This window comes from Salipiger aestuarii (assembly GCF_003259905.1).
GTDB lineage: Bacteria > Pseudomonadota > Alphaproteobacteria > Rhodobacterales > Rhodobacteraceae > Salipiger > Salipiger aestuarii.
Genome location: NZ_QLMG01000024.1, coordinates 1 through 19,847 on the forward strand (window position 1 = coordinate 1; position 19,847 = coordinate 19,847).

General features: G+C 64.2%; 19 protein-coding genes and 4 pseudogenes. 10 read left to right on the top strand and 13 right to left on the bottom strand.

What is annotated here, in order from left to right; genetic code table 11:
- Positions 1 to 88 precede the first annotated feature (88 nt).
- Positions 89 to 481 (bottom strand): hypothetical protein, encoded by a 393-nt coding sequence (locus tag ATI53_RS13085; protein WP_111550591.1) that lies wholly within the window; start codon positions 479 to 481, stop codon positions 89 to 91.
- A 534-nt stretch (positions 482 to 1,015) separates the two neighbouring features.
- Positions 1,016 to 1,471 (bottom strand): NUDIX hydrolase, encoded by a 456-nt coding sequence (locus ATI53_RS13090; RefSeq protein ID WP_009503050.1) that lies wholly within the window; start codon positions 1,469 to 1,471, stop codon positions 1,016 to 1,018.
- A gap of 174 nt (positions 1,472 to 1,645) precedes the next feature.
- On the opposite strand from ATI53_RS13090, the pseudogene ATI53_RS13095 reads away from it, so the two are divergent.
- Positions 1,646 to 1,974 (top strand): annotated as a pseudogene (locus ATI53_RS13095) (transposase); the annotation flags it as partial.
- 91 nt (positions 1,975 to 2,065) lie between these two features.
- Here ATI53_RS13095 and ATI53_RS13100 read toward each other — a convergent pair.
- A pseudogene (locus ATI53_RS13100) lies at positions 2,066 to 2,873 on the bottom strand (IS5 family transposase); the annotation flags it as partial.
- Entirely contained in the window at positions 2,821 to 3,114 is a 294-nt protein-coding gene (locus tag ATI53_RS13105) for a hypothetical protein (RefSeq protein WP_111550592.1), read from the bottom strand. The pseudogene ATI53_RS13100 and the gene ATI53_RS13105, both read right to left, overlap by 53 nt.
- Before the next feature lie 686 nt (positions 3,115 to 3,800).
- On the opposite strand from ATI53_RS13105, the pseudogene ATI53_RS24400 reads away from it, so the two are divergent.
- From ATI53_RS24400 to acpS, 4 genes and pseudogenes are all read left to right on the top strand, one after another.
- Positions 3,801 to 4,163 (top strand): annotated as a pseudogene (locus ATI53_RS24400) (phage portal protein); the annotation flags it as partial.
- 65 nt (positions 4,164 to 4,228) lie between these two features.
- Positions 4,229 to 4,554, top strand: a pseudogene (locus ATI53_RS13120) (IS5/IS1182 family transposase); the annotation flags it as partial.
- Between the two features lie 497 nt (positions 4,555 to 5,051).
- Positions 5,052 to 5,804: a pyridoxine 5'-phosphate synthase gene (locus tag ATI53_RS13125; protein WP_111550593.1), complete on the top strand. Its 753-nt coding sequence runs from the start codon at positions 5,052 to 5,054 to the stop codon at positions 5,802 to 5,804.
- 19 nt (positions 5,805 to 5,823) lie between these two features.
- Positions 5,824 to 6,252, top strand: a complete 429-nt coding sequence (gene acpS / locus ATI53_RS13130) for a holo-ACP synthase (protein WP_009503042.1) — start codon at positions 5,824 to 5,826, stop codon at positions 6,250 to 6,252.
- Here the strand turns inward: acpS and ATI53_RS13135 are convergent.
- The 4 genes from ATI53_RS13135 to ATI53_RS13150 form a co-directional block, all read right to left on the bottom strand.
- Positions 6,249 to 6,821, bottom strand: a complete 573-nt coding sequence (locus ATI53_RS13135) for a cob(I)yrinic acid a,c-diamide adenosyltransferase (RefSeq protein WP_009503041.1) — start codon at positions 6,819 to 6,821, stop codon at positions 6,249 to 6,251. The two genes, acpS and ATI53_RS13135, sit on opposite strands and share 4 nt — an antisense overlap.
- 3 nt (positions 6,822 to 6,824) lie before the next feature.
- A complete protein-coding gene (locus ATI53_RS13140) occupies positions 6,825 to 7,031 on the bottom strand; it encodes a twin transmembrane helix small protein (RefSeq protein ID WP_009503040.1) in 207 nt (68 codons plus the stop codon).
- 62 nt (positions 7,032 to 7,093) lie between these two features.
- Positions 7,094 to 7,927 (bottom strand): SDR family NAD(P)-dependent oxidoreductase, encoded by an 834-nt coding sequence (locus tag ATI53_RS13145; RefSeq protein WP_111550594.1) that lies wholly within the window; start codon positions 7,925 to 7,927, stop codon positions 7,094 to 7,096.
- Between the two features lie 78 nt (positions 7,928 to 8,005).
- The gene (locus tag ATI53_RS13150) at positions 8,006 to 8,581 is read right to left on the bottom strand and encodes an SH3 domain-containing protein (RefSeq protein ID WP_111550595.1); all 576 of its coding nucleotides are present in this window, start codon (positions 8,579 to 8,581) and stop codon (positions 8,006 to 8,008) included.
- 183 nt (positions 8,582 to 8,764) lie between these two features.
- Here ATI53_RS13150 and ATI53_RS13160 point away from each other — a divergent pair, with 183 nt between their 5' ends.
- The 4 genes from ATI53_RS13160 to ATI53_RS13175 all read left to right on the top strand — a co-directional run bounded on the left by ATI53_RS13160 (position 8,765) and on the right by ATI53_RS13175 (position 13,362).
- The gene (locus ATI53_RS13160; protein ID WP_111550596.1) at positions 8,765 to 11,077 is read left to right on the top strand and encodes a DNA topoisomerase IV subunit A; all 2,313 of its coding nucleotides are present in this window, start codon (positions 8,765 to 8,767) and stop codon (positions 11,075 to 11,077) included.
- A gap of 50 nt (positions 11,078 to 11,127) precedes the next feature.
- Positions 11,128 to 11,406 carry a DUF898 family protein gene (locus ATI53_RS13165; protein ID WP_111550597.1) on the top strand — a complete coding sequence of 93 codons (279 nt, stop codon included), beginning with the start codon at positions 11,128 to 11,130 and terminating at the stop codon, positions 11,404 to 11,406.
- Positions 11,407 to 11,677: 271 nt separating this feature from the next.
- Positions 11,678 to 12,436 carry an electron transfer flavoprotein subunit beta/FixA family protein gene (locus ATI53_RS13170; protein WP_009503033.1) on the top strand — a complete coding sequence of 253 codons (759 nt, stop codon included), beginning with the start codon at positions 11,678 to 11,680 and terminating at the stop codon, positions 12,434 to 12,436.
- Positions 12,436 to 13,362: an electron transfer flavoprotein subunit alpha/FixB family protein gene (locus tag ATI53_RS13175; protein ID WP_009503032.1), complete on the top strand. Its 927-nt coding sequence runs from the start codon at positions 12,436 to 12,438 to the stop codon at positions 13,360 to 13,362. Before ATI53_RS13170 ends, ATI53_RS13175 begins: the two co-directional genes overlap by 1 nt.
- Before the next feature lie 55 nt (positions 13,363 to 13,417).
- Here the strand turns inward: ATI53_RS13175 and ATI53_RS13180 are convergent, their stop codons facing one another.
- Positions 13,418 to 15,028 carry a BCCT family transporter gene (locus tag ATI53_RS13180; RefSeq protein WP_009503031.1) on the bottom strand — a complete coding sequence of 537 codons (1,611 nt, stop codon included), beginning with the start codon at positions 15,026 to 15,028 and terminating at the stop codon, positions 13,418 to 13,420.
- Positions 15,029 to 15,202: 174 nt separating this feature from the next.
- Here ATI53_RS13180 and ATI53_RS13185 point away from each other — a divergent pair, with 174 nt between their 5' ends.
- Complete coding sequence (locus ATI53_RS13185) at positions 15,203 to 15,766, top strand: NADPH-dependent FMN reductase (protein ID WP_009503030.1); 564 nt, start codon at positions 15,203 to 15,205, stop codon at positions 15,764 to 15,766.
- 66 nt (positions 15,767 to 15,832) lie between these two features.
- Here the strand turns inward: ATI53_RS13185 and ATI53_RS13190 are convergent, their stop codons facing one another.
- The 4 genes from ATI53_RS13190 to ATI53_RS13205 form a co-directional block, all read right to left on the bottom strand.
- Entirely contained in the window at positions 15,833 to 17,599 is a 1,767-nt protein-coding gene (locus ATI53_RS13190; RefSeq protein WP_111550598.1) for a KpsE/RkpR family capsule polysaccharide export protein, read from the bottom strand.
- A complete protein-coding gene (locus ATI53_RS13195; protein WP_009506496.1) occupies positions 17,577 to 18,236 on the bottom strand; it encodes an ABC transporter ATP-binding protein in 660 nt (219 codons plus the stop codon). Before ATI53_RS13195 ends, ATI53_RS13190 begins: the two co-directional genes overlap by 23 nt.
- Positions 18,237 to 18,437: 201 nt before the next feature.
- Positions 18,438 to 19,460: a permease gene (locus ATI53_RS13200; protein ID WP_009506495.1), complete on the bottom strand. Its 1,023-nt coding sequence runs from the start codon at positions 19,458 to 19,460 to the stop codon at positions 18,438 to 18,440.
- A complete protein-coding gene (locus ATI53_RS13205; protein ID WP_111550599.1) occupies positions 19,453 to 19,809 on the bottom strand; it encodes an ArsR/SmtB family transcription factor in 357 nt (118 codons plus the stop codon). Before ATI53_RS13205 ends, ATI53_RS13200 begins: the two co-directional genes overlap by 8 nt.
- Between the last annotated feature and the right edge of the window lie 38 nt (positions 19,810 to 19,847).

The following is a 19,847-nucleotide window of genomic DNA, read 5'->3' on the forward strand; positions in this document are numbered from 1 at the left end:
TGGATCAGCAGGGAGCCACGCTTGCGCAGCGCCGCGTTGTCGCTGGACCAGTTCATGGTGCGGTCGCGGGCGGGAGGAGGCTTGCTCATCAGCCCCGTCTAACCGCATGGATTTCCGTTGTGAATCGCCCGCAGTCAGAGGTCTGCAACGACGCCCCGGTGATCGCAAAGCCGGCCTTGGCCTCGTCGGCGTTGACAACGTCGCCGACGTACACGGGGCCTGTCGTGATTTCGATACAGAGCGGGGCGACGTCGACGGTGACGACGACCGAGATGTCATCGTACTGGCCGTCTGCCGGGATGTCACCGCCTTCGATCTCCGTGCCCAAGGTATCGCCGGGATCGTCGGTGGTCGTGGTGATGGGGTCGCCGATGATGATGTCAGCGGTGGAGTCGGGTTCGCCGGTGCCGGTGACCTCGACCACGGGGGTGTCGGTGCCGGCGTTGACGATCGGAACACGCGGGTTATCGGCGGTGGGCACGACGCGTGTATCGGCGCCGCCCGCCGCAGCGTCTCCGCCGGTCGTGTTGTCGTCATCGCTGCCGCCGCTGCTGCGACCCGGCAGTGCGTCCTTCCGATGGTCACAGATAAGTAGACCATCACACGCTGGGACTAAACACCTAAGCACCTTACCCTTGCCACACGCGTCAGCGGCCGATTCACCCGACGAATAATTTTCGCCGGGCGCCCTGCGCCTGTTTTCGAAAAATCACATGAAAATTCACCGCCGGGCATAGCAGGGAACGCACCGTCAAATGGCGCTCCGAGCCCATGAAACAATACCCGGGGCTCGCGCGGAGAGAGGATAGCGCCGGCCGCGCACAGCCCCGCGCGGGACGGCATGGTGACGGCGGCAAACCACGACCGGCAGCCGACGTTAGTTGCGGCGCGACACGTCCGCCCGAGCGTTTTCAATGCCGGTATCTGAGCCGCATCCGGACGCGGCGGCACGGTCCGCCAGGGGCAGGCAGGCCGTCCTATCGCGCGCAGATCGTATCGCCCGACCGCTCAACGCCTAGGATTTCCCGATAAGCTGGCGGATCACCGGCTGCCGCTTGGGTTTGTCGGACAGCCCGCGCAGAAGGTTGGCGAGTTCGGGTTCGTGCACCCGCCTGGCTGCGGCCAAGGGCGAAAACCAGCGCCGTTTTCGTTCGTGCCGTTCCTTCCACTCGCGCAACAGCGTGTCGACGATCATCGGGTAGACACGCACCTGACAGCGCAGCAGCTTGCCACCGTCAAGCACCTTGTCGTAGTGGTAAACGCCCAGCTCATCGCTTGAGATGCGCCCCCTGACGCCAGCTTCTTCAAGCGCCTCGATCTCCGCCGCGGACCAGGGTTTCAGCCCATCCATTTCCCATCCCTTGGGCATCACCCAGCGTCCCGTATCGCGCGACGTCACCATGAGGACCTGAAGTCTGCCCTTCTTGTCCCAGTGAAGGGGCAACGCGGCGATTTGCTCACCCTGCATCATTCTTGAAATACGCAAAATCTGTTACCATTTTCATGCTTTATGCAAATACGATAAACATCCCATGACGATTGTGTTAAAACGTCCAGTGTTGGTGCATTATTTATGCCCACAGCGGTCTTGTTGCGCAAAGCCGAGGGGGGGCATCTCGTGAATCCAGCATGGTAGCTGGTCTGCATGAGCAGACCCATCCCTCCGACCTACACGATCAAGAACTGGCGGTCCTGCAACAAGGCGCTGAAGCGCTGCGGCTCTCTTACGATCCGGTTCGATCCAGGCATGGTGTGGATGCCACCGCCGACAGGCAAGCGAGGCCGACAGCCGCAGTATAGCGATGCCGCGATCCAGACGTGCCTGACGTTGAAAGTCATCTTTGGCATGGCCCTCCGGCAAACCACAGGCTTCGTCGAGAGCCTGCTGCGGCTGACTGGGGCGTGCCGGACTTCAGCGCCCTGAGCCGACGTCCGAAGACCCTGGCCGTAAACATCTCCTATCGCGTCTCAAAGCATGCGTAATTGGGGCAATATTGCACAAATCAGGCGCAGGCGTGGGTCTGGGCTTTCCCGCCGAAATCCACCACCGCATCGCCATCATGAACACCGTCTCGCCGAAGAGCTTCGGGCAATTCATTCTGGCTTCGACGCGCCATTGAACATGAGAGCCGGCGCACGTCTTCCAGAGCGTCCTGGCCAAATGTCGCGTTGCCCGCAAGATATCGTTTCTCGCGATGGCCGCGGGGCAGTCCGTTTTCCAGGCACGCCCGTTGCGGCGGATCGGTATGACCGCATGCACCGCGTTCGATGGTCGCGCGATGACGTCGTCGCGTTTCATAGGCACAGTCGGCGGTCGCCACGCCGGTTTTTTCACCCGGCGGGTTCTGCGCCAGCAACTCTGGCTGCAGGGGGCCGTCGCCCTGCCGGCTCGCCGTGAATTCGCCCGCGCGCACATCGCGCGTGCCTGCATTCAGAGCGATATGGCTTCCTCCATTGCCTCCGGCGCGAGGGGCCATGCTTGCGGGCCAGCCACTCTCGGTCGCCGCGCAACTTGATGCGCGTGCCTTCGATGAGCAGGTTCCGTGGCTTGCCAGATGCCCGATACGGAACCCGAACCGCAATTTCGAAAGAGTGTCGAACGGTCCGGCACCGGCCTAGTCGAGGCCGGCCAGTCGAGGCCGGCCATCTGGTTCAGGCTCTCGACCAGCCCAACCGTCTGGCAAAGCGGACGTCCGAAGAGCACCTTTCGCGTCAGGCATGTCTGGACCGGGGCATCCTCGCTTACCCGATTTCCGTGCATGCCAGACCATGCCGGGATCGAACCAGACCGACAGCGGCCCTCGCTTGCGAAGTGCTGCATCATACTCGGACCAGTTCGCCGTGCGATAGCGAGGAGGTGAGGGTTTCGACATCGGCGTCGGTTACATCACTGGAACCGCAAGGGAAATCCTGCCCGATATTTGCAACAATGCCCGTGTTACTGATCCGCTTCTCGACAATGTCGTGGGGCTTGCCCCGGTCCCGGACGTTGAAGTGGCTGAGCCGCCCGTCGCTGGCGAAGTCCAGAAAACCTTCGGGCACGCGCAACCCGTTCTCAGCCAGCATCATCGCCGTGACGGCATGAGAATGGCTCAGCGGTCTGTCGGCAACCATGCCGACGTGGAAGATGCAGCGGGCAGCCTTCTTGGCAGCTTCGATTTACGTGCAATGGTCCTGCATCGGGTTTCCTCTGGATGGATGTTTGCGGAAACCGCTCACCCCAGAGTTCGCGGCCCCCGCCTTGGGCATGTTCCGCAAACCCTTAACCGGAACACGCCTCATCATATAAGCCAATCTGACCTATCTGTGCGTTGGACCAGATGGAGGCTTTCATGTTCAACATTCGAAACGCGGCCGATGCAATCGCCAAGCTAGATGACATCGACGACACCAAGAAGCTGGATCAATCTCTGCGGCACCTGTCGCAGCGCGCCTGCTTCCCCGCCGAAGGGCGCGGAAGGGCGGGCCGATGTGTATCCGCTGCACCCGATCTGTGCGCTCCGCATTCTTCACGCTGCTAGCTCTGCGGGGTTGGAACGCGCTGAGGTAGGGCGTCTTGCCCGATGGCTCTTAAAGGAACCCGTTGGCCCGTCGATGGACCCGAAGCGCAGGCTTTTGCGAATAGCACCTTCGCAAGCGTCGGTTCGCCCCCCGTAAAAAGCGTTGAACTGGTGCCGATCACGATTCCTGCGTCGATATTAGTTACCGAGCTTTTGGCGGAGCTTGGGGCTTGGGCACGATGGGGCGCATCAACCCGGAAGTCTCCGCCACCGGAGCATCGCTCTGCAGCCGTGCCCGCCATGGGGCCAACAATAACCCGTGGCTGTCTCAGGCTTTCGTCCGCCAACTGGGCTGCGGCGCTGGTGGGGGCGGGCATCGTGCCGACCCCGAAGCACCCGAACCCTGATACCCGGGCAGAGCTGATGGCGTTCTTCCATAACGGGGCCGACGAAGCCGACGCCGATGGCCGAACCGACTTCTGGGGCCTGCAAGGCGACATTGCCCGGGGGCTGGTCATCGACGGCGAAGCTTTCGTGCAGGCGATCACGACTCCGCTGGGGCCGCGCTTGCGCCTCATCCCGCCGGAGATGGTGGACGCGTCGCTCACCCGCGAATTGGCGGACGGGGCTTGCATCGTGCAGGGTGTGGAGTTTGACGCCGATGGCACCCGCGTGGCCTATCAGGTTCGGCCCATCCGCCCCCACGATCAATTCGCCAACTATGCCCCGCCCATGCCATTATCCCTCCCCGCAAGAACGCCAAGCCCTGGAAGCCTTCGTCCGCCGGTGCGATCGCCTGGAACGAAGCACTGCGCGCATCGAAATAACTCGGCCGTGCGATCTGGCGAAAGCGGAGCGGGTACCACCGCCGAAGCCGCGCCGAGACGAGACGAGACGAGACGAGACGAGACGAAGATGCGCTGTATGAAACTGTTGGAACAGCACCTCATGGCACGCGACTTCGATCGTCAGGTCGCCGAAACCCCAGGTCCGCGCCGCCGTGCTGAACGGCGACACCGCGCTTGGCATCCCCGTCACCGAGCCCGTGGGATAAGTGCGTCCGGGGAAAGGGGAACACCGGGCTTTACCTTCTTTGCGCAACAAAGTCCCCCCAGTGGATTTGGTGCACAAAGCTGTCACCGGTCTGACCTTCGCCTTTTCCCCAGGTCACACTTGCCCTGCGGCTTTCAGGCGGGGCGCGCGGCAGATGTTCTTTGCTGTCCGCCATGGTGGTTAACAGGGCCGTCCAGACTTGCCGGGATGAAGAGCCGTCAGGTACTGATCCGTTGGTTCAATTCAGCTCTGAACAAGCGCGGCGGCGGCCCGGCCGCAGATCGCACGGACCCGCGCCGACCGCAGGCCGGCAGCGCCCTCTGCGCGCCTCTGGCCGCGGACGATCCGGCATCCGTGTCCTGTCCACGCCCGGCGTGGCACGCCCTGCCCCGCCACGAAGCCGCCTGACAAACCCCGCCGGGCGCAATTGCGGTTTCCCCCGCCAGGCGTTGCGGTCTAATCTTCGCCCGTCGCCAGTTTCGCGCGCGAGGACCAAGAATGACCGATTTCGCCGGACGCCTGAGGCTGGGCGTCAACATCGACCACGTCGCCACCGTGCGAAATGCCCGTGGCAGCGCCTATCCCGATCCGCTGCGCGCCGCGCAGATCGCCGAAGACGCGGGCGCCGACGGCATCACCGCGCACCTGCGCGAAGATCGCAGGCACATCTCGGACGCGGATATTGACGGGCTGATGGGCAAGCTGACCCTGCCGCTGAATTTCGAAATGGCGGCGACGGATGAAATGCAGGCCATCGCGCTGCGCCACAAGCCGCACGCGGTCTGCATCGTGCCCGAAAAGCGCGAGGAACGCACCACCGAGGGCGGGCTGGACGTGACGCGCGACGAAAACCGTATCGCGCATTTCATCGCTCCGCTGCGCGACGCGGGCTGCCGCGTGTCGCTGTTCATCGGCGCGGACAGGGCCCAGGTCGCCGCTTCGGCCCGGATCGGCGCGCAGGTGGTCGAACTGCACACCGGCCATTACTGCGATCTGCATCACGAAGACCGGTGGGCCGAACGCGACGACGAACTGACGCGCCTGCGCGACATGACCGCCTATGCCCATTCGCTGGGGCTGGAGGTCCACGCCGGACACGGGCTGACCTACGACACCGTCAAGCCCATTGCCGCCTTCCCCGAGCTGGTCGAACTGAACATCGGGCACTTCCTGATCGGCGAGGCGATCTTTCGCGGGCTTGGCCCGTCGATCGCGGAAATGCGCCGCCTGATGGACGAGGCACGGGCGTGATGACGGGGCGCCGCGCGCGATGATTCTGGGAATCGGGACCGACCTTGCGAATATCGACCGCATCTCCGGAACGCTCGACCGCTTCGGTGATCGTTTCCGCAACCGCGTCTTTACGCAAACCGAGCAGCGCAAGGCGGAGGCCCGCGCCGATGTCGCCGGGACCTACGCCAAACGCTGGGCCGCCAAGGAGGCGTGTTCCAAGGCGCTTGGCACCGGGCTGCGGATGGGGATCTCATGGAAGGACATGGCCGTCAGCAACCTACCCTCTGGCCAACCCGTCATGGCATTGACCGGCTGGGCGCAGGAACGCCTGTCGCAGATGACCCCGCCCGGCCACGAAGCCATCGTTCACGTTACCTTGACCGACGATCACCCCTGGGCGCAGGCCTTCGTGCTGATCGAAGCGCGGCCCGTAGCCCCAGACACGGATCAGCGGCACCGCGGCTAGCGGTTGGCGCCCGGAACCCACAGCACATCCGCACGCCCGTCGTCGTTGCAGATGCGCGACGCCACGAAAAACCAGTCGCTCAGGCGGTTGAGATATTTCACCGCGTGCTCGTTCACATCTCCGGCGGCGGCCAGCTCCACCGCGCGGCGTTCGGCGCGCCGCGCGACGGTGCGGCACTGGTGCAGATACGCTGCGGCGGCGGATCCGCCCGGCAGCACGAAACTGCGCAGCGGTTCAAGCCGGGCGTTCATCGCGTCGATCTCGGCTTCCAGCCGGTCGACCTGGGGGGCCACCATGCGCAGAACCGGATAACCGGCCTCGGAATCCTTCGCCATGTCCGGGCGGCCCAGGTCGGACCCCAGATCAAACAGGTCGTTCTGGATGCGCGACAGGTGCTGATCGAGGTCGTCGTCCGAATGCAGCCGGGCAAGGCCGATCACCGCATTCAGTTCGTCGACCGTGCCATAGGCTTCGACGCGGGCGTTGTACTTGGGCACGCGGCTGCCATCGACCAGCGCGGTTTCGCCCGTGTCGCCGGTGCGCGTGTAGATCCTGTTCAGAACGACCATGGGTCAGGCTCCCTTGCGAAGCAGCACGAAGATCACGATGAGCACCACCGCGACGAATTGCGCTATGATGCGCCAGCGCATCGCCTTGTTCGCGTATTTCTTGTTGAATTCCCCCCCGCGGGCGAACGAGCCGATGCCGAACAGCAGAATCGCGACCACGATCAGCATGATCGTTGCGATCACGAGAAACAGCGGATCATCCCTGAGCATCACCTTATCCTCTCCGAAGCTTGCGCCCCTACATAACGCGCCTCGCGCGAAAAGCGAACCGGCTATCGCTGGCTGTCGATCAACAGATCCAGCATCCGCGTCGGCAACAGCCGCCGCAGCGTGCCCATCAGACAGGTCGGCACGGTCACATAATAGCGCGGCGCGGGGGAGCGTTGTTCCAGCGCGCGGACCAGTTTGGCGGTCACCGCCGCGGCGGGCAGTTCGAAGCTGTCGACCGAGGGTGGCGCGTACAACCGCTTGACCAGCCTGGCCTCGTATTGCGCGGCGCGTGCCGAGTTGCGCCAGTCGATCCATTTTTCGAAATGCGGCACGGAATTTTCCCGAATGCGCGAAGTGATCGGACCGGGTTCGATCAGGATCACCTTGATCGGCGTGTCGCGCATTTCCAGCCGCAGCACATCCGTCAGACCTTCGAGCGCGAACTTGGACGCCACATAGGCGCCGCGCCAGTGCAGCGGCACCAGCCCCAGCACGGACGAGCAATTGACGATTCGCCCGTGCCCCTGGGCGCGCATCACCGGAATCACCGCCCGTGTCAGCGTGTGCCAGCCGAACAGGTTGGCCTCGAACACCTCGCGCAGGGCCTGCGTCGGCAGATCCTCGACCGCGCCGGGGCAGGCAAAGGCCCCATTGTTGTAAAGCGCATCCAGCGTGCCGCCGGTCGCGGCCAGCACCTCGGCCAAAGCGGCGTGGATGCTGGCATCGTCGGCATAATCCAGGCGCGGGCTGTCAAAGCTCATCCCGCGCAGGGTCTCGCAATCGGCATCCTTGCGGCACGAAGCGAACACGCGCCAGCCCCGCGCCTGCAATCCCTTTGCGGCGTCCAGCCCGATTCCCGACGAACAGCCTGTCATGAGTATGGATCGTCCGGCCATGCGCGCTGCCTTTCCTGCAAACACCCCCTTTCCGCCTAGGACAGGTGCGGGGGGGTGCGCAAGGCGCGGGCCGCGCGATCAGTTCACGGCGGCGCGCAGGAAATCCCGAGACATCCAGCCGATACGGTCATCGGCGGCGGTGCGCAGCTTGACCCAGCCGTCGTCGGATTCGGCCAGCACCACCACCCTGGCATCCCGGCGCAACTGATCGATCACGGCGTAATCGGTTCCCGGCCCGGTGCGCATGTTGACCACGTTGCCGGTGACCCGCCGCAGGTCGGGTGCGGCGCCTGTGGCGGTATTGTCCGTACCGGAATCCATCACGGCCACCTTGGCGAGAATCGCCTTGGACGGGCGCGCCAGCGGCATCTGCGCGGCAGAGGCCAGCGTCACGCCAAGCTTCGGCGCTGCGACGGCGCCAGCCGCAGGCTGCGCATCGGCCGAGGCAAGCACGATGCCGTCCGGTGCGGTCGGGCGGGCCACCTGGAGCAGGCTGTCGGCGGCGATGTCAGCCCGCGCCACTTCGGGCAGGCGGTTTTCTTCGAACGTATCGGCCCTGGCAAGCTGGTTCGGGTCGTTGAAGTCCGCCCCGCCGGACAGTTCGTACCAGCTCCAGCCCAGAAAGGCGAAGGTAAGGAGAATAAAGCTTTTCATATGGAAACACCGCCCCCCGACGGAAAAAACAACAGGCGTGAAATGACAACAGCAAGCAGACGACGCAGAATTATGTCTGTCTTATAACACAGTTCAGAGCCGCTGATCGCGGTTTCGGAAAAATCGAGTGCCGAAAGGCCGGATCGCTTGTCGGCCCCGCCGCCCGATTGTATCACAACTTCCATGAATGACATCGTCGATGACCCCAATATGAACCCCCGCAACGTGGCCGAGCCTTTGCGCCGCGCCATTGGCGAGCGCTACCTGACCTATGCGCTTTCGACGATCATGAACCGGGCGCTTCCCGATGCCCGCGATGGGCTGAAGCCGGTTCACCGTCGTATCCTTTATGCAATGCGCAGGCTTCGGCTTAGTTCCGCCGGTGGCTTCTTAAAATCGGCAAAAATCAGCGGAGACACGATGGGGGACTTCCACCCCCATGGCGACTCGGCGATCTATGACGCCATGGCGCGGCTGGCGCAGGATTTCACCATCCGCTACCCGCTGGTCAACGGTCAGGGCAATTTCGGCAACATCGACGGCGACAACCCCGCCGCCTCGCGTTATACCGAGGCCCGCATGACCATCATGGCCGAGGCGCTGCTGGACGGTCTGGACGAGAACGCCGTCGATTTCCGCCCCAATTACGATGGGCGCCTCGAAGAACCGGTGGTGCTGCCGGCCTCCTACCCGAACCTGCTGGCGAACGGGTCCAGCGGCATCGCGGTGGGCATGGCCACCAATATTCCGCCGCACAACATCGGTGAGCTTATCAACGCCTGCCTGCATCTCATCAAGCATCCCGACGCGGTGGACGACACCCTGCTGCAACACGTCCCCGGCCCCGATTTTCCCACCGGCGGCGTCATCGTCGAACCCCCCGAGAACATCGCGCAGGCCTACAGCACCGGGCGGGGGTCGATCCGTCTGCGCGCCCGCTGGTATGTCGAGGATCTGGGCCGCGGCCAATGGCAGGTCGTGGTCACCGAGATTCCCTATCAGGTGCAGAAATCCAAGCTGGTCGAACGGCTCGCCGAACTGATCCAGACCCGCAAGGTGCCGATCCTCGCCGATATCCGCGACGAATCCGCCGAAGACATCCGCATGGTGCTGGAACCCAAGTCGCGCAACGTCGACCCCGAGGTTCTGATGAACATGCTGTTCCGCAATTCCGATCTGGAAATCCGGTTCTCGCTGAACATGAACGTGCTGATCGACGGGCTGACGCCCAAGGTCTGCTCGCTCAAGGAAGTGCTGCGCGCGTTTCTGGATTTCCGCCGCGACGTGCTGTGCCGCCGCTCGCAGCACCGGATGGAAAAGATCGACCATCGGCTTGAGGTGCTCGAAGGGCTTATCATCGCCTTCCTCAATCTGGATCGCGTCATCGACATCATCCGCTATGATGACGACCCCAAGGCCGCGTTGATGCGCGAGGACTGGGCGCGCGACTTTACCCGCGCCATGAACGAAAAGGATTACGTCGGTCCCGCCCATGGCGCCGACGCCGAGGTCGCGCTGACCGACGTGCAGGCCGAGGCCATCCTGAACATGCGCCTGCGCAGCTTGCGCCGGCTTGAGGAAATGGAACTGGTGCGCGAACGCGATGCCCTGCGCGACGAACGCGAGGGTCTGGAAACGCTGCTTGCGTCCGGCGATCTGCAATGGAAGCGCATCGCCGAGGAACTGCGCGGGGTCAGGAAAAGCTTTACCAAGGATTACGCGCGCGGCGACCGTCTGACCACGTTCGCCGAAGCGGGCGAAGCCGAAGACGTGCCGATCGAGGCGCTGATCGAACGCGAACCCGTCACCGTGGTCTGTTCGAAAATGGGCTGGATTCGCGCCATGACCGGCCATATCGCGCTGGACCGCGAGCTGAAGTTCAAGGACGGCGACGGGCCTCGGTTCACCTTTCACGCGGAAACCACGGATAAGCTGCTGGTGTTCGCCAGCAACGGGCGGTTCTACACGATCATGGCCGCCAATCTGCCCGGCGGGCGCGGCATGGGCGAACCCCTGCGCCTGATGGTCGATCTCCCCAACGAGGCCGAAATCGTCGATATCTTTATCCACCAGCCGGGGCGCAAGCTGCTGCTCGCCTCGTCGGCGGGCGACGGGTTCGTGGTGCCGGAAAACGACGTGATCGCCCAGACCCGCTCCGGCAAACAGGTCATCAACGTCAAGGATGGCGCCACGGCCAGGGTCTGCAAACCGGTCGATGGCGACGCGGTCGCCGTGGTGGGCCAGAACCGCAAGGTGCTGGTATTCATGCTGGACGAACTGCCCGAGATGGGCCGGGGCAAGGGCGTGCGCTTGCAGAAATACAAGGACGGCGGGCTGTCCGACGCCACCACCTTTACCTTTGCAAACGGTCTTAGCTGGCGAGACCCCGCCGGGCGCACCCGCACCGAAACGGCGCTGGATGAATGGCTTGCCAAACGCGCCACATCGGGGCGCATGGCGCCGCGCGGGTTCCCGCGTGACAACCTGTTTACCTGAACCCGCCCACCGGCGGGGGCAGGCGCCTGCCCCCGCCGAAAGAACCCGGGTTGCACGAGGCCGATTTCGCCGACACCCCGTCTGAAACCCCGCCCAAAACGCCGAACTTTGGCCATGGCGATTATACCGGAGATGGCAAGGCGCTGTTCTGGCACGCACGTCGTACGCCGCTACTAACCCTGCTGAGCTTGGGCATCTACCGGTTCTGGGCCACGACGCGGGTGCGCCGCCATATCCGGTCGTCAGCGCGGGTCGGCGCGTCGCGCCTCTTATGTGGCCCCAGACCGATCTGCGCAGCCTGCCCGCCACCGCCAGCGCCAACCACCTGATCCTCGCACGGCGCGGGGACAGCGGCGATGAACGCCCCGCGCGATCCGTCACGCCCCGACGCTGACCTTGGCCCCGCGCTGGAGGCCGGACAGTGGCAGAGCCTGCGCGCGATCTGCGACGCGCACAGGTGATCCGGCCGGCGACGCGGCGTTCGTTTTACGCGAACATGTCGTATTGGTACTGTTTCGCCCGTCTATCGTTCGTTATCACCCCTGTGAAGAAACGTCCGGGAGTCGCGCCCGTCGCGACGAAATAAGGAGAAACCCGCCGATGAAGGTGCTCGTACCTGTCAAGCGCGTGATCGACTACAACGTGAAAGTCCGCGTCAAAGCGGACGGATCCGGTGTCGATCTGGCCAATGTGAAAATGTCGATGAACCCGTTCGACGAAATCGCCGTCGAGGAAGCCATCCGCCTGAAAGAGGCCGGCAAGGCATCCGACGTGATCGTGGTGTCGATCGGCGTCAAGCAGGCGCAGGAAACCCTGCGCACGGCCCTTGCCATGGGCGCCGACCGGGCGATCCTGGTGGTGGCCGCCGATGACGTTCACACCGACATCGAACCGCTCGCCGTGGCCAAGATCCTTGCCGCCATCGTCAAGGAAGAAGACCCCGGTCTGGTCATCTGCGGCAAGCAGGCCATCGACAACGACCTGAACGCCACCGGCCAGATGCTGGCGGCGCTGACCGGCTTTGCCCAGGCAACCAACGCCAACACGCTGGCGGTCGAGGACGGCGCCGCGGTCGTCGCGCGCGAGGTCGATGGCGGATTGCAGACCATCAAGGTCACGCTGCCCGCGATCGTCACCACCGACCTGCGCCTGAACGAGCCGCGCTATGCCAGCCTTCCCAACATCATGAAGGCCAAGAAAAAGCCGCTGGATGAAAAGACCGCAGCCGATTACGGCGTCGACGTGTCGCCCCGGCTTGACATCGTCAGCACCGCCGAACCTGCCGCGCGTACCGCCGGCATAAAGGTCGAGTCGGTCGATGAACTGGTTTCGAAACTCAAAGATGCGGGGGTCGTGTAATGGCTGTTCTTGTTGTCGCGGAAATCACTGATGGCGCGCTGTCGATGGATGCCACCGCCAAGGCCGTCACCGCCGCCAGGCCGCTGGGCGACGTGACCGTGCTGTGCATCGGGTCCTTGGCCAGGGCGGCGGCTGGCGAAGCCGCGACCATTTCCGGCGTGGCGCGTGTGCTCTGCGCCGAAAATGCGCTTTATGGCCACCGTCTGGCCGAGCCGGTCGCGGCGCTGATCGTATCGCTGGCCGGAGAGTATGCGCATATCGTCGCCCCCGCCACGACCGACGCCAAGAACATCCTGCCCCGCGTTGCCGCGCTGCTGGACGTGATGGTGCTGACCGACGTCACCGCCGTGGTCGATGCCGATACGTTCGTACGCCCGGTCTATGCGGGCAATGCCATGCAAACGGTCCGCTCGAAGGATGAAAAAAAGGTCATCACCTTCCGCACTTCGACGTTTGAGGCCGCCGGTACCGGCGATCCCGTAACGATCGACGACGTTGCCGCGGCCGATGCCCCCGGCCTGTCCGAATGGCTGGAAGACAGGGTTGCCGAATCCGACCGCCCCGAACTCACGAGCGCCAAGATCGTGGTGTCCGGGGGGCGCGGCGTCGGGTCCGAAGAAAACTTTGCCATCATCGAGGCGCTGGCCGACAAGCTGGGGGCCGCCGTCGGAGCGTCTCGCGCGGCGGTGGACAGCGGCTTTGCCCCGAACGACTGGCAGGTCGGCCAGACGGGCAAGGTCGTGGCGCCGGACCTGTACGTCGCCTGCGGCATTTCCGGAGCGATCCAGCACCTTGCGGGTATGAAGGACAGCAAGATCATCGTCGCGATCAACAAGGACGAAGAGGCGCCGATATTCCAGGTCGCCGACTACGGACTGGTCGCGGACCTGTTCCAGGCCGTCCCGGAACTGACCGAAAAGCTCTGAACATCTTCAAAAACGCCGGAAAGGAAGGCCCGCGCGATGCGGGCCTTTCGCGTTTTCAGATGTCTTCCAGGGCCGGATCGTCCTTGATCCGCACATGCGCAATCTCTTCCGCGCCAAGCCCCTTGATCAGTGACGGGATCATCATGAACACCAGCAGAAAGATCGGCAGGCCGATCACCGTAATCACCTGTTGCAGCGCATTCAGCCCCGCGTCCCCCGCCAGCCAGATCAGCATGCCGGCGATGGTGCCTTCGGCGACGCCCCAATAGACGCGCTGATGCACCGGGCCGGGCTTTTCCTCGCCCGTGCACAGCATGTCAACCACCAGCGAGGCGCTGTCGGACGAGGTTGCGAAAAAGATCGCCACGATAACCACTGCGAACCCCTGCACCAGCGTCGTAAAGGGGAAATGTTCAAAAAACGCGAACATTGCAAGCGGCACGGACTCTGCCACCGCGCGGCTCAGCTCGCCTGCGCTGTCGCCCATCGCGGCGCGGGCGGTTTCGCCGATGCCGTCGATCTGCATCGCCTGCCAGCCGAAGATGGCGAACCAGATCAGGGTAAAGCCCGACGGCGCCAACAGCACCCCCATGACAAATTCGCGGATCGTGCGCCCGCGCGAAATGCGCGCGACAAATATCCCGATAAACGGCGACCACGTCACCGTCCACGCCCAGTAGAACACCGTCCAGCTGCCCTGCCAGCCCCAGCCCTCGCCGCTGGGATGGGCATAGGCCAGCATGTCGTTCCAGAACGCCAACTGCGGCAGGTTGCCGAAGTAGATGCCTACCGTCTGCACGATGCCGCGCAGCAGGAACAGCGTGGAGCCGGTGACCAGCACGAACACCATCAGCCCGACCGCCAGACCGATGTTGATGTTCGACAAAAGCTTCACGCCGCTGTCGAGGCCGGCCACGATGGACGCGACCGCGACGCAGGTCAGTACCGCAATGATGCCGATCCGCATCCAGGTGGTGTTTTCCAGCCCCGTCAGTTCCGACAGACCCGCGGCGATCTGGCTGGATCCAAGGCCCAGCGACACCGCGACGCCGAACAGCGTGCCAAGGATCGCCGCCACGTCGATGGCTTTGCCGGCGGGCCCGTGAATACCCTCTTTCAGCAGCGGATAGAACACCGAACTGACCCGCACCGGCAGATCGTAACGGTGGATGAAATAGGCAAAGGCCAGCCCCGGCAGCGTGAAAATCGTCCAGGTGTGCAGGCCAAGGTGATACAGCGCAAAGGCCATCGCGTCCTGCGACGCCTCGATGGAATAGGGCTCGACCCCTTCGCGCGGCGGTGCGCTGAAATGCGAAATCGGCTCGGCGACGCCCCAGAACATCAGCACGGTGCCGATGCCCCCCGCGAACAGCATGGTAAACCACGACAGGTTGCCGAAATCCGGCTTCATGCCCGTTCGCCCCAGGACGATATGCCCGTGCCGGGAACAGGCCACCCAGATCAGGAACCCCAACCAGACGTTCACGCCCAGAATGAAAAACCAGCCCAGATTGGTCACCACCCAGGCCCGCCCGGTTTCGAAAAACGCCCCGATGGCGGTGGGCGCGATCACCAGCGCCGCGAGGAAAAGCACCATCAGGCCAGAGGCGCTGAAGAAAATCGTCGTGTCGGTGCGCAGGCGTAGCGCGCGTGCCAATCCGGTCATGACTGTCCCTGTTTTTTTTATGCGATTTCACTTCAACGCGAGGTTGCGGATGCCGTTCCAAAACTTTTGGCTGTGCGCCGCCGCATGGCGGCTGTGCGGCACCAGAGATTGCCGCGGTGCGGCAGGGGGTTAGGATGCCGAACAATCAAACGTCATCATACCAAGGATATTCTCATGGTTCTCAAGCTCAAGATCGTCACCGCCTCGACCCGCCCCGGCCGCATCGGGCCGATCATCTCGAACTGGGTGGCCGAGCAGGCCAAGCGGCATGGCAAATTCGACGCTGAGATCCTCGACATCGACACCTTCAACCTGCCGCTGCTGGATGAACCGAACCACCCCGCGATGCAGACCTATTCGCAGGATCACACCAAGGCGCTAAGCGCCGCCGTGGCCGAGGCGGACGCCTTTGTGTTCGTGACCCCGGAATACAATGGCTTTCCGCCCGCTGCAGTCGTCAACGCGATTCAGGCGCTGGTGGTGGAATGGGACCGCAAGGTCGCGGGCGTGGTGTCCTATGGCGGCATCTCGGGCGGTCTGCGGTCCGCTCAGGAACTGCGTATCCTGCTGGCGAACATGGGGGTCATGCCGTTGAAACAGGCGGTGCCGATGCCGATGGTGTTTGGCGATCTGACCGAAGACGGCAAGCTGGCCCCCAACGCCGAAGTTGCCAAGGGCGCCGCGGGGATGCTTGACGAACTGCACCTCTGGGCCGGTGCGCTCAAGACCATCCGCTGAGCCGTTCCAGCGGACCGAACGAAGGGCGAGGCCACCCGGCCCCGCCCTTTCGTTTTTGTCGCCCGCCTAGCTCGACACCTGTTCGCGCAGGATCGACGCGGTCAGCGAGATCATCAGATACACCCCGGAAAAGATCAGGAACGCCAGGATCGTGTTTTCGAACTTGCGCGGATAGCTCGGGTCTTCGGATGCGACCGGCACCACAGATGTCGTCAGATACCGCGCCTGGCTGTCGGCATCGCGCCGCGCCTGTTCCAGCCGTTCCAGCGCCGTCTGAAGCATCAGGTCACGGGTCGACAGGTCGGCCTCGGCCAGCTTGATCTGCACCGCGATCTCGGCCAGGGAATTTTCGCCCGTGGTGGCGGTGGTCATCTGCCCGTTCAGATCCGCCAGCAGCGCCTCCAGCCGCCGCACGTCGCCGCGCGCGCCGTCGACCTTGGCCTGATTGGGGCGGGAATTGTCCAGAAGCGCCTGTAGCGCAAGGCGTTTTTCCTGCAACTGGATCTCGATGTTGTTGACCTGCCCGCGCAGGGCGGCGATGCGGCCTTCGGGGTCGATGACGGCGCCTTCCTGTTGCAGGCGCACCAGCTTTTCCTGCGCCTCGGCACGAGCGTTCTGCGCGTCGATCAGCCCGGCAGCCGCATCGTCGACCGCGTTGGACCGCTTGCGCATGGACAGGTTGTCGACGCGGTCCTCGGCATAGCCGATCAGCGCCTCGCTGAACCGCGCGGCGGTGCCGGGATCGGCGGCCTGGATTTCCATCTTGATAACGCCCTCGGTCGGATCGTAGCCGATTTCGATGTTGCGCTTGTAAAGCGCATAGGCAGTTTCGTTCGACGCCTCTGCATCCAGCCGCTGAATCGGGTCGATCCAGTCCTGTTCGTAATGCGCCTTGAACCCTTCATCGGCATCCAGACGCAACATCGCGTCCTTGGACAACAGATAGCTTTGCACCGCGATGGCGTCCTGATTGGTCGCGAACTGCGTCCCCGAGAACATCGACCCTATGGACGACCCCGAGCTTTCGGCCTTGAGGATCAGAAATTCGGATTTGGTCGCGTACATCGGCGTGGCGACGACATAGAAATAATACCCCGCAAGGATCGTCGGCAGCGCCACGAAAAACGCCAGCCGCGTCAGCAGCAGCCACATCTTTCTGCGGCGACGCGCGGCCAGATCGCGCTGAATCTGCATGATCTCGGCGGCGCGGCGTTCGGCGGGGCTGGCGATCTGGGTCGAGGGCAGCTGCGACTTTGCCTCCGGGGTTGTCTGGGGCAGGTTCACCTTGCCACCGGGCACGGGCAGTGGGGCCGATTTCCCGACCGGGGCCCGGTCGTCGTCGCCGGTGCTGTCGGGCACCACCAGTTCCAGCATGTTGGCGCGCTGAAAGGGATCAATGCCGCGAACGCGCAACAGGCGCACCGCGTCGAAATCCGACGTCGGCGCCAACCCGTGTTTCTGCGCGACGCGCCGGGCCATGCGCAACTGGCGCCCTGTCAGCCCCTCGGCCCGGATCGCGTCCATGTCGGTATCGCCAGCGCCCGGCCCGCCTGGATCGGCGGCGGCGTCGCGGACGGGCGGCTGCACCGGCGGGCGCATGCCGGCGGGGGCCTGCACCCGCGCCGGCTGGGCGGGTTGCGCCGGTCCGCGCGGGGCGTCTGGCCGGGTCGCCCCGGTGCCGTCGGCGGGGGTGCGGGCATCGCCCGCCAACGGCCCGGCGGGCGGGTCGCTGCGCGCAATGTCATTCTGCGGAGCCTGCGGCGCCGCGCTGTCGGAAGCCATCTCGCCGCTGCGGCGAATGCGGAACTTCCTAGCCTTGGGTTTCGTAGTCATAAAGCCGCTTCGCCTCTTCCAAGGTTTCAAACATGTGCAGTTTTCCGTCCATCAGGACCGCCGCCTTGCGCGCGAATTTTTCAAGGATCGGCGGCTGGTGCGACACGATCACGATGGTCGTGGTGCGCAACCGCTCGGCAAGGATCTCGCCCGCCTTCTTGTTGAATTCGACATCGGTGCTGTTAGGCATGCCCTCGTCGATCAGGTAGATATCGAAATCCAGCGCCAGCATCAGCGCAAAGGTGAACCGGGATCGCATGCCGCTGGAATAGGTGCCCAGCGGCTGGTCGAAATATTCCCCCAGCCCGCACAGCCAGCGGCAGAAGCTTTCGACGTAATCCGGGTCGATCCCGTACATCCGGGCAATGAACCGGGCATTTTCCCGCGCCGAGATCTTGGCCACGACGCCGCCCATGAACCCCAGCGGAAAGGACACGCGGCTGGTGCTGCGGATTTCGCCCTCGTCCGGCTTTTCCAGCCCTGCCATCATCCGGATCAGCGTGGTCTTGCCGGTACCATTGGGCGCCAGAATGCCAAGCGACTGGCCAAGATCCACCCGGAAAGAGACGCGGTCAAGGATCACCTTGCGCTGCGTGCCCGTCCAGAAGGACTTGCTGACCATGTCGAATTCCAGCATCCACCTTGCCCCGCACAAACGCCCCCTACGGTCATACCGGGGGCAGATTAAGCATGTCTTAGGCGCGGAATCTGGTGATATTATGTCCCGGACCGGAAACAAAGAACAATCGTCGCGCATGTTTTGCGGCGATTGTCAGGGTTTCGCGCCCAAACGCGGCGGCGCGGGCCACAGCGGCGCCGGAAACCTTAAGACGCAGACTCAGGCAAGCGCCCCCCAGGCCAGCCCCGCCGCAAAGGCCCCGATCAGAGCATAGCCAAGATAGGCGGCAAAGACCCGTGGCTTGACCAGCGCCCAGACCGCGACCGCCGCCGGGATGCAGCTGACGCCGCCTGCCACCATAAAGCTCATGGCGGCGCCGGGGGCCATGCCCTGCGCCAGCAGCGCATCCACCAGCGGCACCGCGGCGTAGCCGTTCAGATAGGCCGGCGCCCCGATCAGCGCGCCCAGCAGGATCGGCCAGATGCCGTCGCCGCCCAGCAGGCCTGCGATGGTGTCGGCGGGGATGTAGCGCAGCATCACCGCTTCAAGCAGGTAGGCCAGCGTCAGCCATTTCAGCAGGAAGACAAGGTTGGTCAGCGCCGCGTCGCGAAACGTCTCGCGGCGCGGCGCCTCCTGCCAGAATTTCCACCGGGGCGTGCCCTGAAAGGGTTTCCTGACGCCGCAGCAGCCCCCGACACTGGGCTTTTCGCGCAGCGGAGCGGTGAACACGGGCGTGGATTTCAGCGCCATGGTGCCAAAGCCGCCCAACAGGCCGATCGCCACGGCGGCCGCGGCCTTGCCCAGCGCGAAATCCACCCCTAGCGTGCCGGAGGTCACGAAGAACATCGCCGGGTCCATCAGCGGCGAGGCCAGCCAGAACGCCATGACCGCGCTGAGCGGGGCGCCCACGGCCAGCAGCGCCGCAATAAAGGGGATGACCTCGCAGGAACAGAACGGGGACAGCCCGCCCAGCAGGGCGGCAAGCGCGATCATCCGCGTTTCGCGCCCCTCGAACGCCTTGGCCAGCAAGGTTTCCGCCCCCGCCGCCTTGACGTAGGCCACCGCTGCCACGGCGAAGAGCACGAAGGGCAGCGTGTGCCACAGCGCGCCGATAGCGAAACCCAAGGTGGGAAAGACCTGCGGCGGCTCGACGATGGCGACGGCGACCAGCACCAGCGCGCTGGCCGCCCAGGCCTTGTCGATCCGGGGCCGGCGCGGCGCGGGGTCAGAGGTTTCAGCCATGGTGGTGGTCCTCGTGTTCGTTGCATCCCGGACATTCGGCGCAGCACTCGGTCAGCAGGAAATCGCAAAGCGCCTGCACCTCTTCATAGGCGGCAGCGGCGCAAATGATGCTGCGCCCCTGCTTTTCCTGGCGGACCAGACCGGCCTGCGTCAGGATACGCAGGTGGTGGGTCAGGGTCGATCCGGTCACCCCGGCGCGATCGCCCAGCGCGCCGATACTCAGCCCCCCGGGACCCGAGCGCACCAGCGCCCGGAGCACGCTCAGCCGTTGTTCGGACCCCAGGGCTGCGAATTTGGACGCGGCGATTTCCAGAGGGAAATCTTCGGTCTGAAGGCAATCATGTTTCATGTTTCTAGCATTGTCGAAATATCAGAATCACGCAAGCC

Bases quoted from the DNA above. Each gene is read 5' to 3' on its own strand.
- ATI53_RS13135 (WP_009503041.1), bottom strand. From the start codon at position 6,821: ATGGTCGTTCTGAACAGGATCTACACGCGCACCGGCGACACGGGCGAA.
- ATI53_RS13145 (WP_111550594.1), bottom strand. From the start codon at position 7,927: ATGGCCGGACGATCCATACTCATGACAGGCTGTTCGTCGGGAATCGGG.
- ATI53_RS13125 (WP_111550593.1), top strand. From the start codon at position 5,052: ATGACCGATTTCGCCGGACGCCTGAGGCTGGGCGTCAACATCGACCAC.
- ATI53_RS13105 (WP_111550592.1), bottom strand. From the start codon at position 3,114: ATGGTTGCCGACAGACCGCTGAGCCATTCTCATGCCGTCACGGCGATG.
- ATI53_RS13150 (WP_111550595.1), bottom strand. From the start codon at position 8,581: ATGAAAAGCTTTATTCTCCTTACCTTCGCCTTTCTGGGCTGGAGCTGG.
- acpS (WP_009503042.1), top strand. From the start codon at position 5,824: ATGATTCTGGGAATCGGGACCGACCTTGCGAATATCGACCGCATCTCC.
- ATI53_RS13205 (WP_111550599.1), bottom strand. From the start codon at position 19,809: ATGAAACATGATTGCCTTCAGACCGAAGATTTCCCTCTGGAAATCGCC.
- ATI53_RS13180 (WP_009503031.1), bottom strand. From the start codon at position 15,028: ATGACCGGATTGGCACGCGCGCTACGCCTGCGCACCGACACGACGATT.
- ATI53_RS13195 (WP_009506496.1), bottom strand. From the start codon at position 18,236: ATGCTGGAATTCGACATGGTCAGCAAGTCCTTCTGGACGGGCACGCAG.
- ATI53_RS13090 (WP_009503050.1), bottom strand. From the start codon at position 1,471: ATGATGCAGGGTGAGCAAATCGCCGCGTTGCCCCTTCACTGGGACAAG.
- ATI53_RS13185 (WP_009503030.1), top strand. From the start codon at position 15,203: ATGGTTCTCAAGCTCAAGATCGTCACCGCCTCGACCCGCCCCGGCCGC.
- ATI53_RS13140 (WP_009503040.1), bottom strand. From the start codon at position 7,031: ATGCTCAGGGATGATCCGCTGTTTCTCGTGATCGCAACGATCATGCTG.
- ATI53_RS13175 (WP_009503032.1), top strand. From the start codon at position 12,436: ATGGCTGTTCTTGTTGTCGCGGAAATCACTGATGGCGCGCTGTCGATG.
- ATI53_RS13160 (WP_111550596.1), top strand. From the start codon at position 8,765: ATGAATGACATCGTCGATGACCCCAATATGAACCCCCGCAACGTGGCC.
- ATI53_RS13170 (WP_009503033.1), top strand. From the start codon at position 11,678: ATGAAGGTGCTCGTACCTGTCAAGCGCGTGATCGACTACAACGTGAAA.
- ATI53_RS13190 (WP_111550598.1), bottom strand. From the start codon at position 17,599: ATGACTACGAAACCCAAGGCTAGGAAGTTCCGCATTCGCCGCAGCGGC.
- ATI53_RS13200 (WP_009506495.1), bottom strand. From the start codon at position 19,460: ATGGCTGAAACCTCTGACCCCGCGCCGCGCCGGCCCCGGATCGACAAG.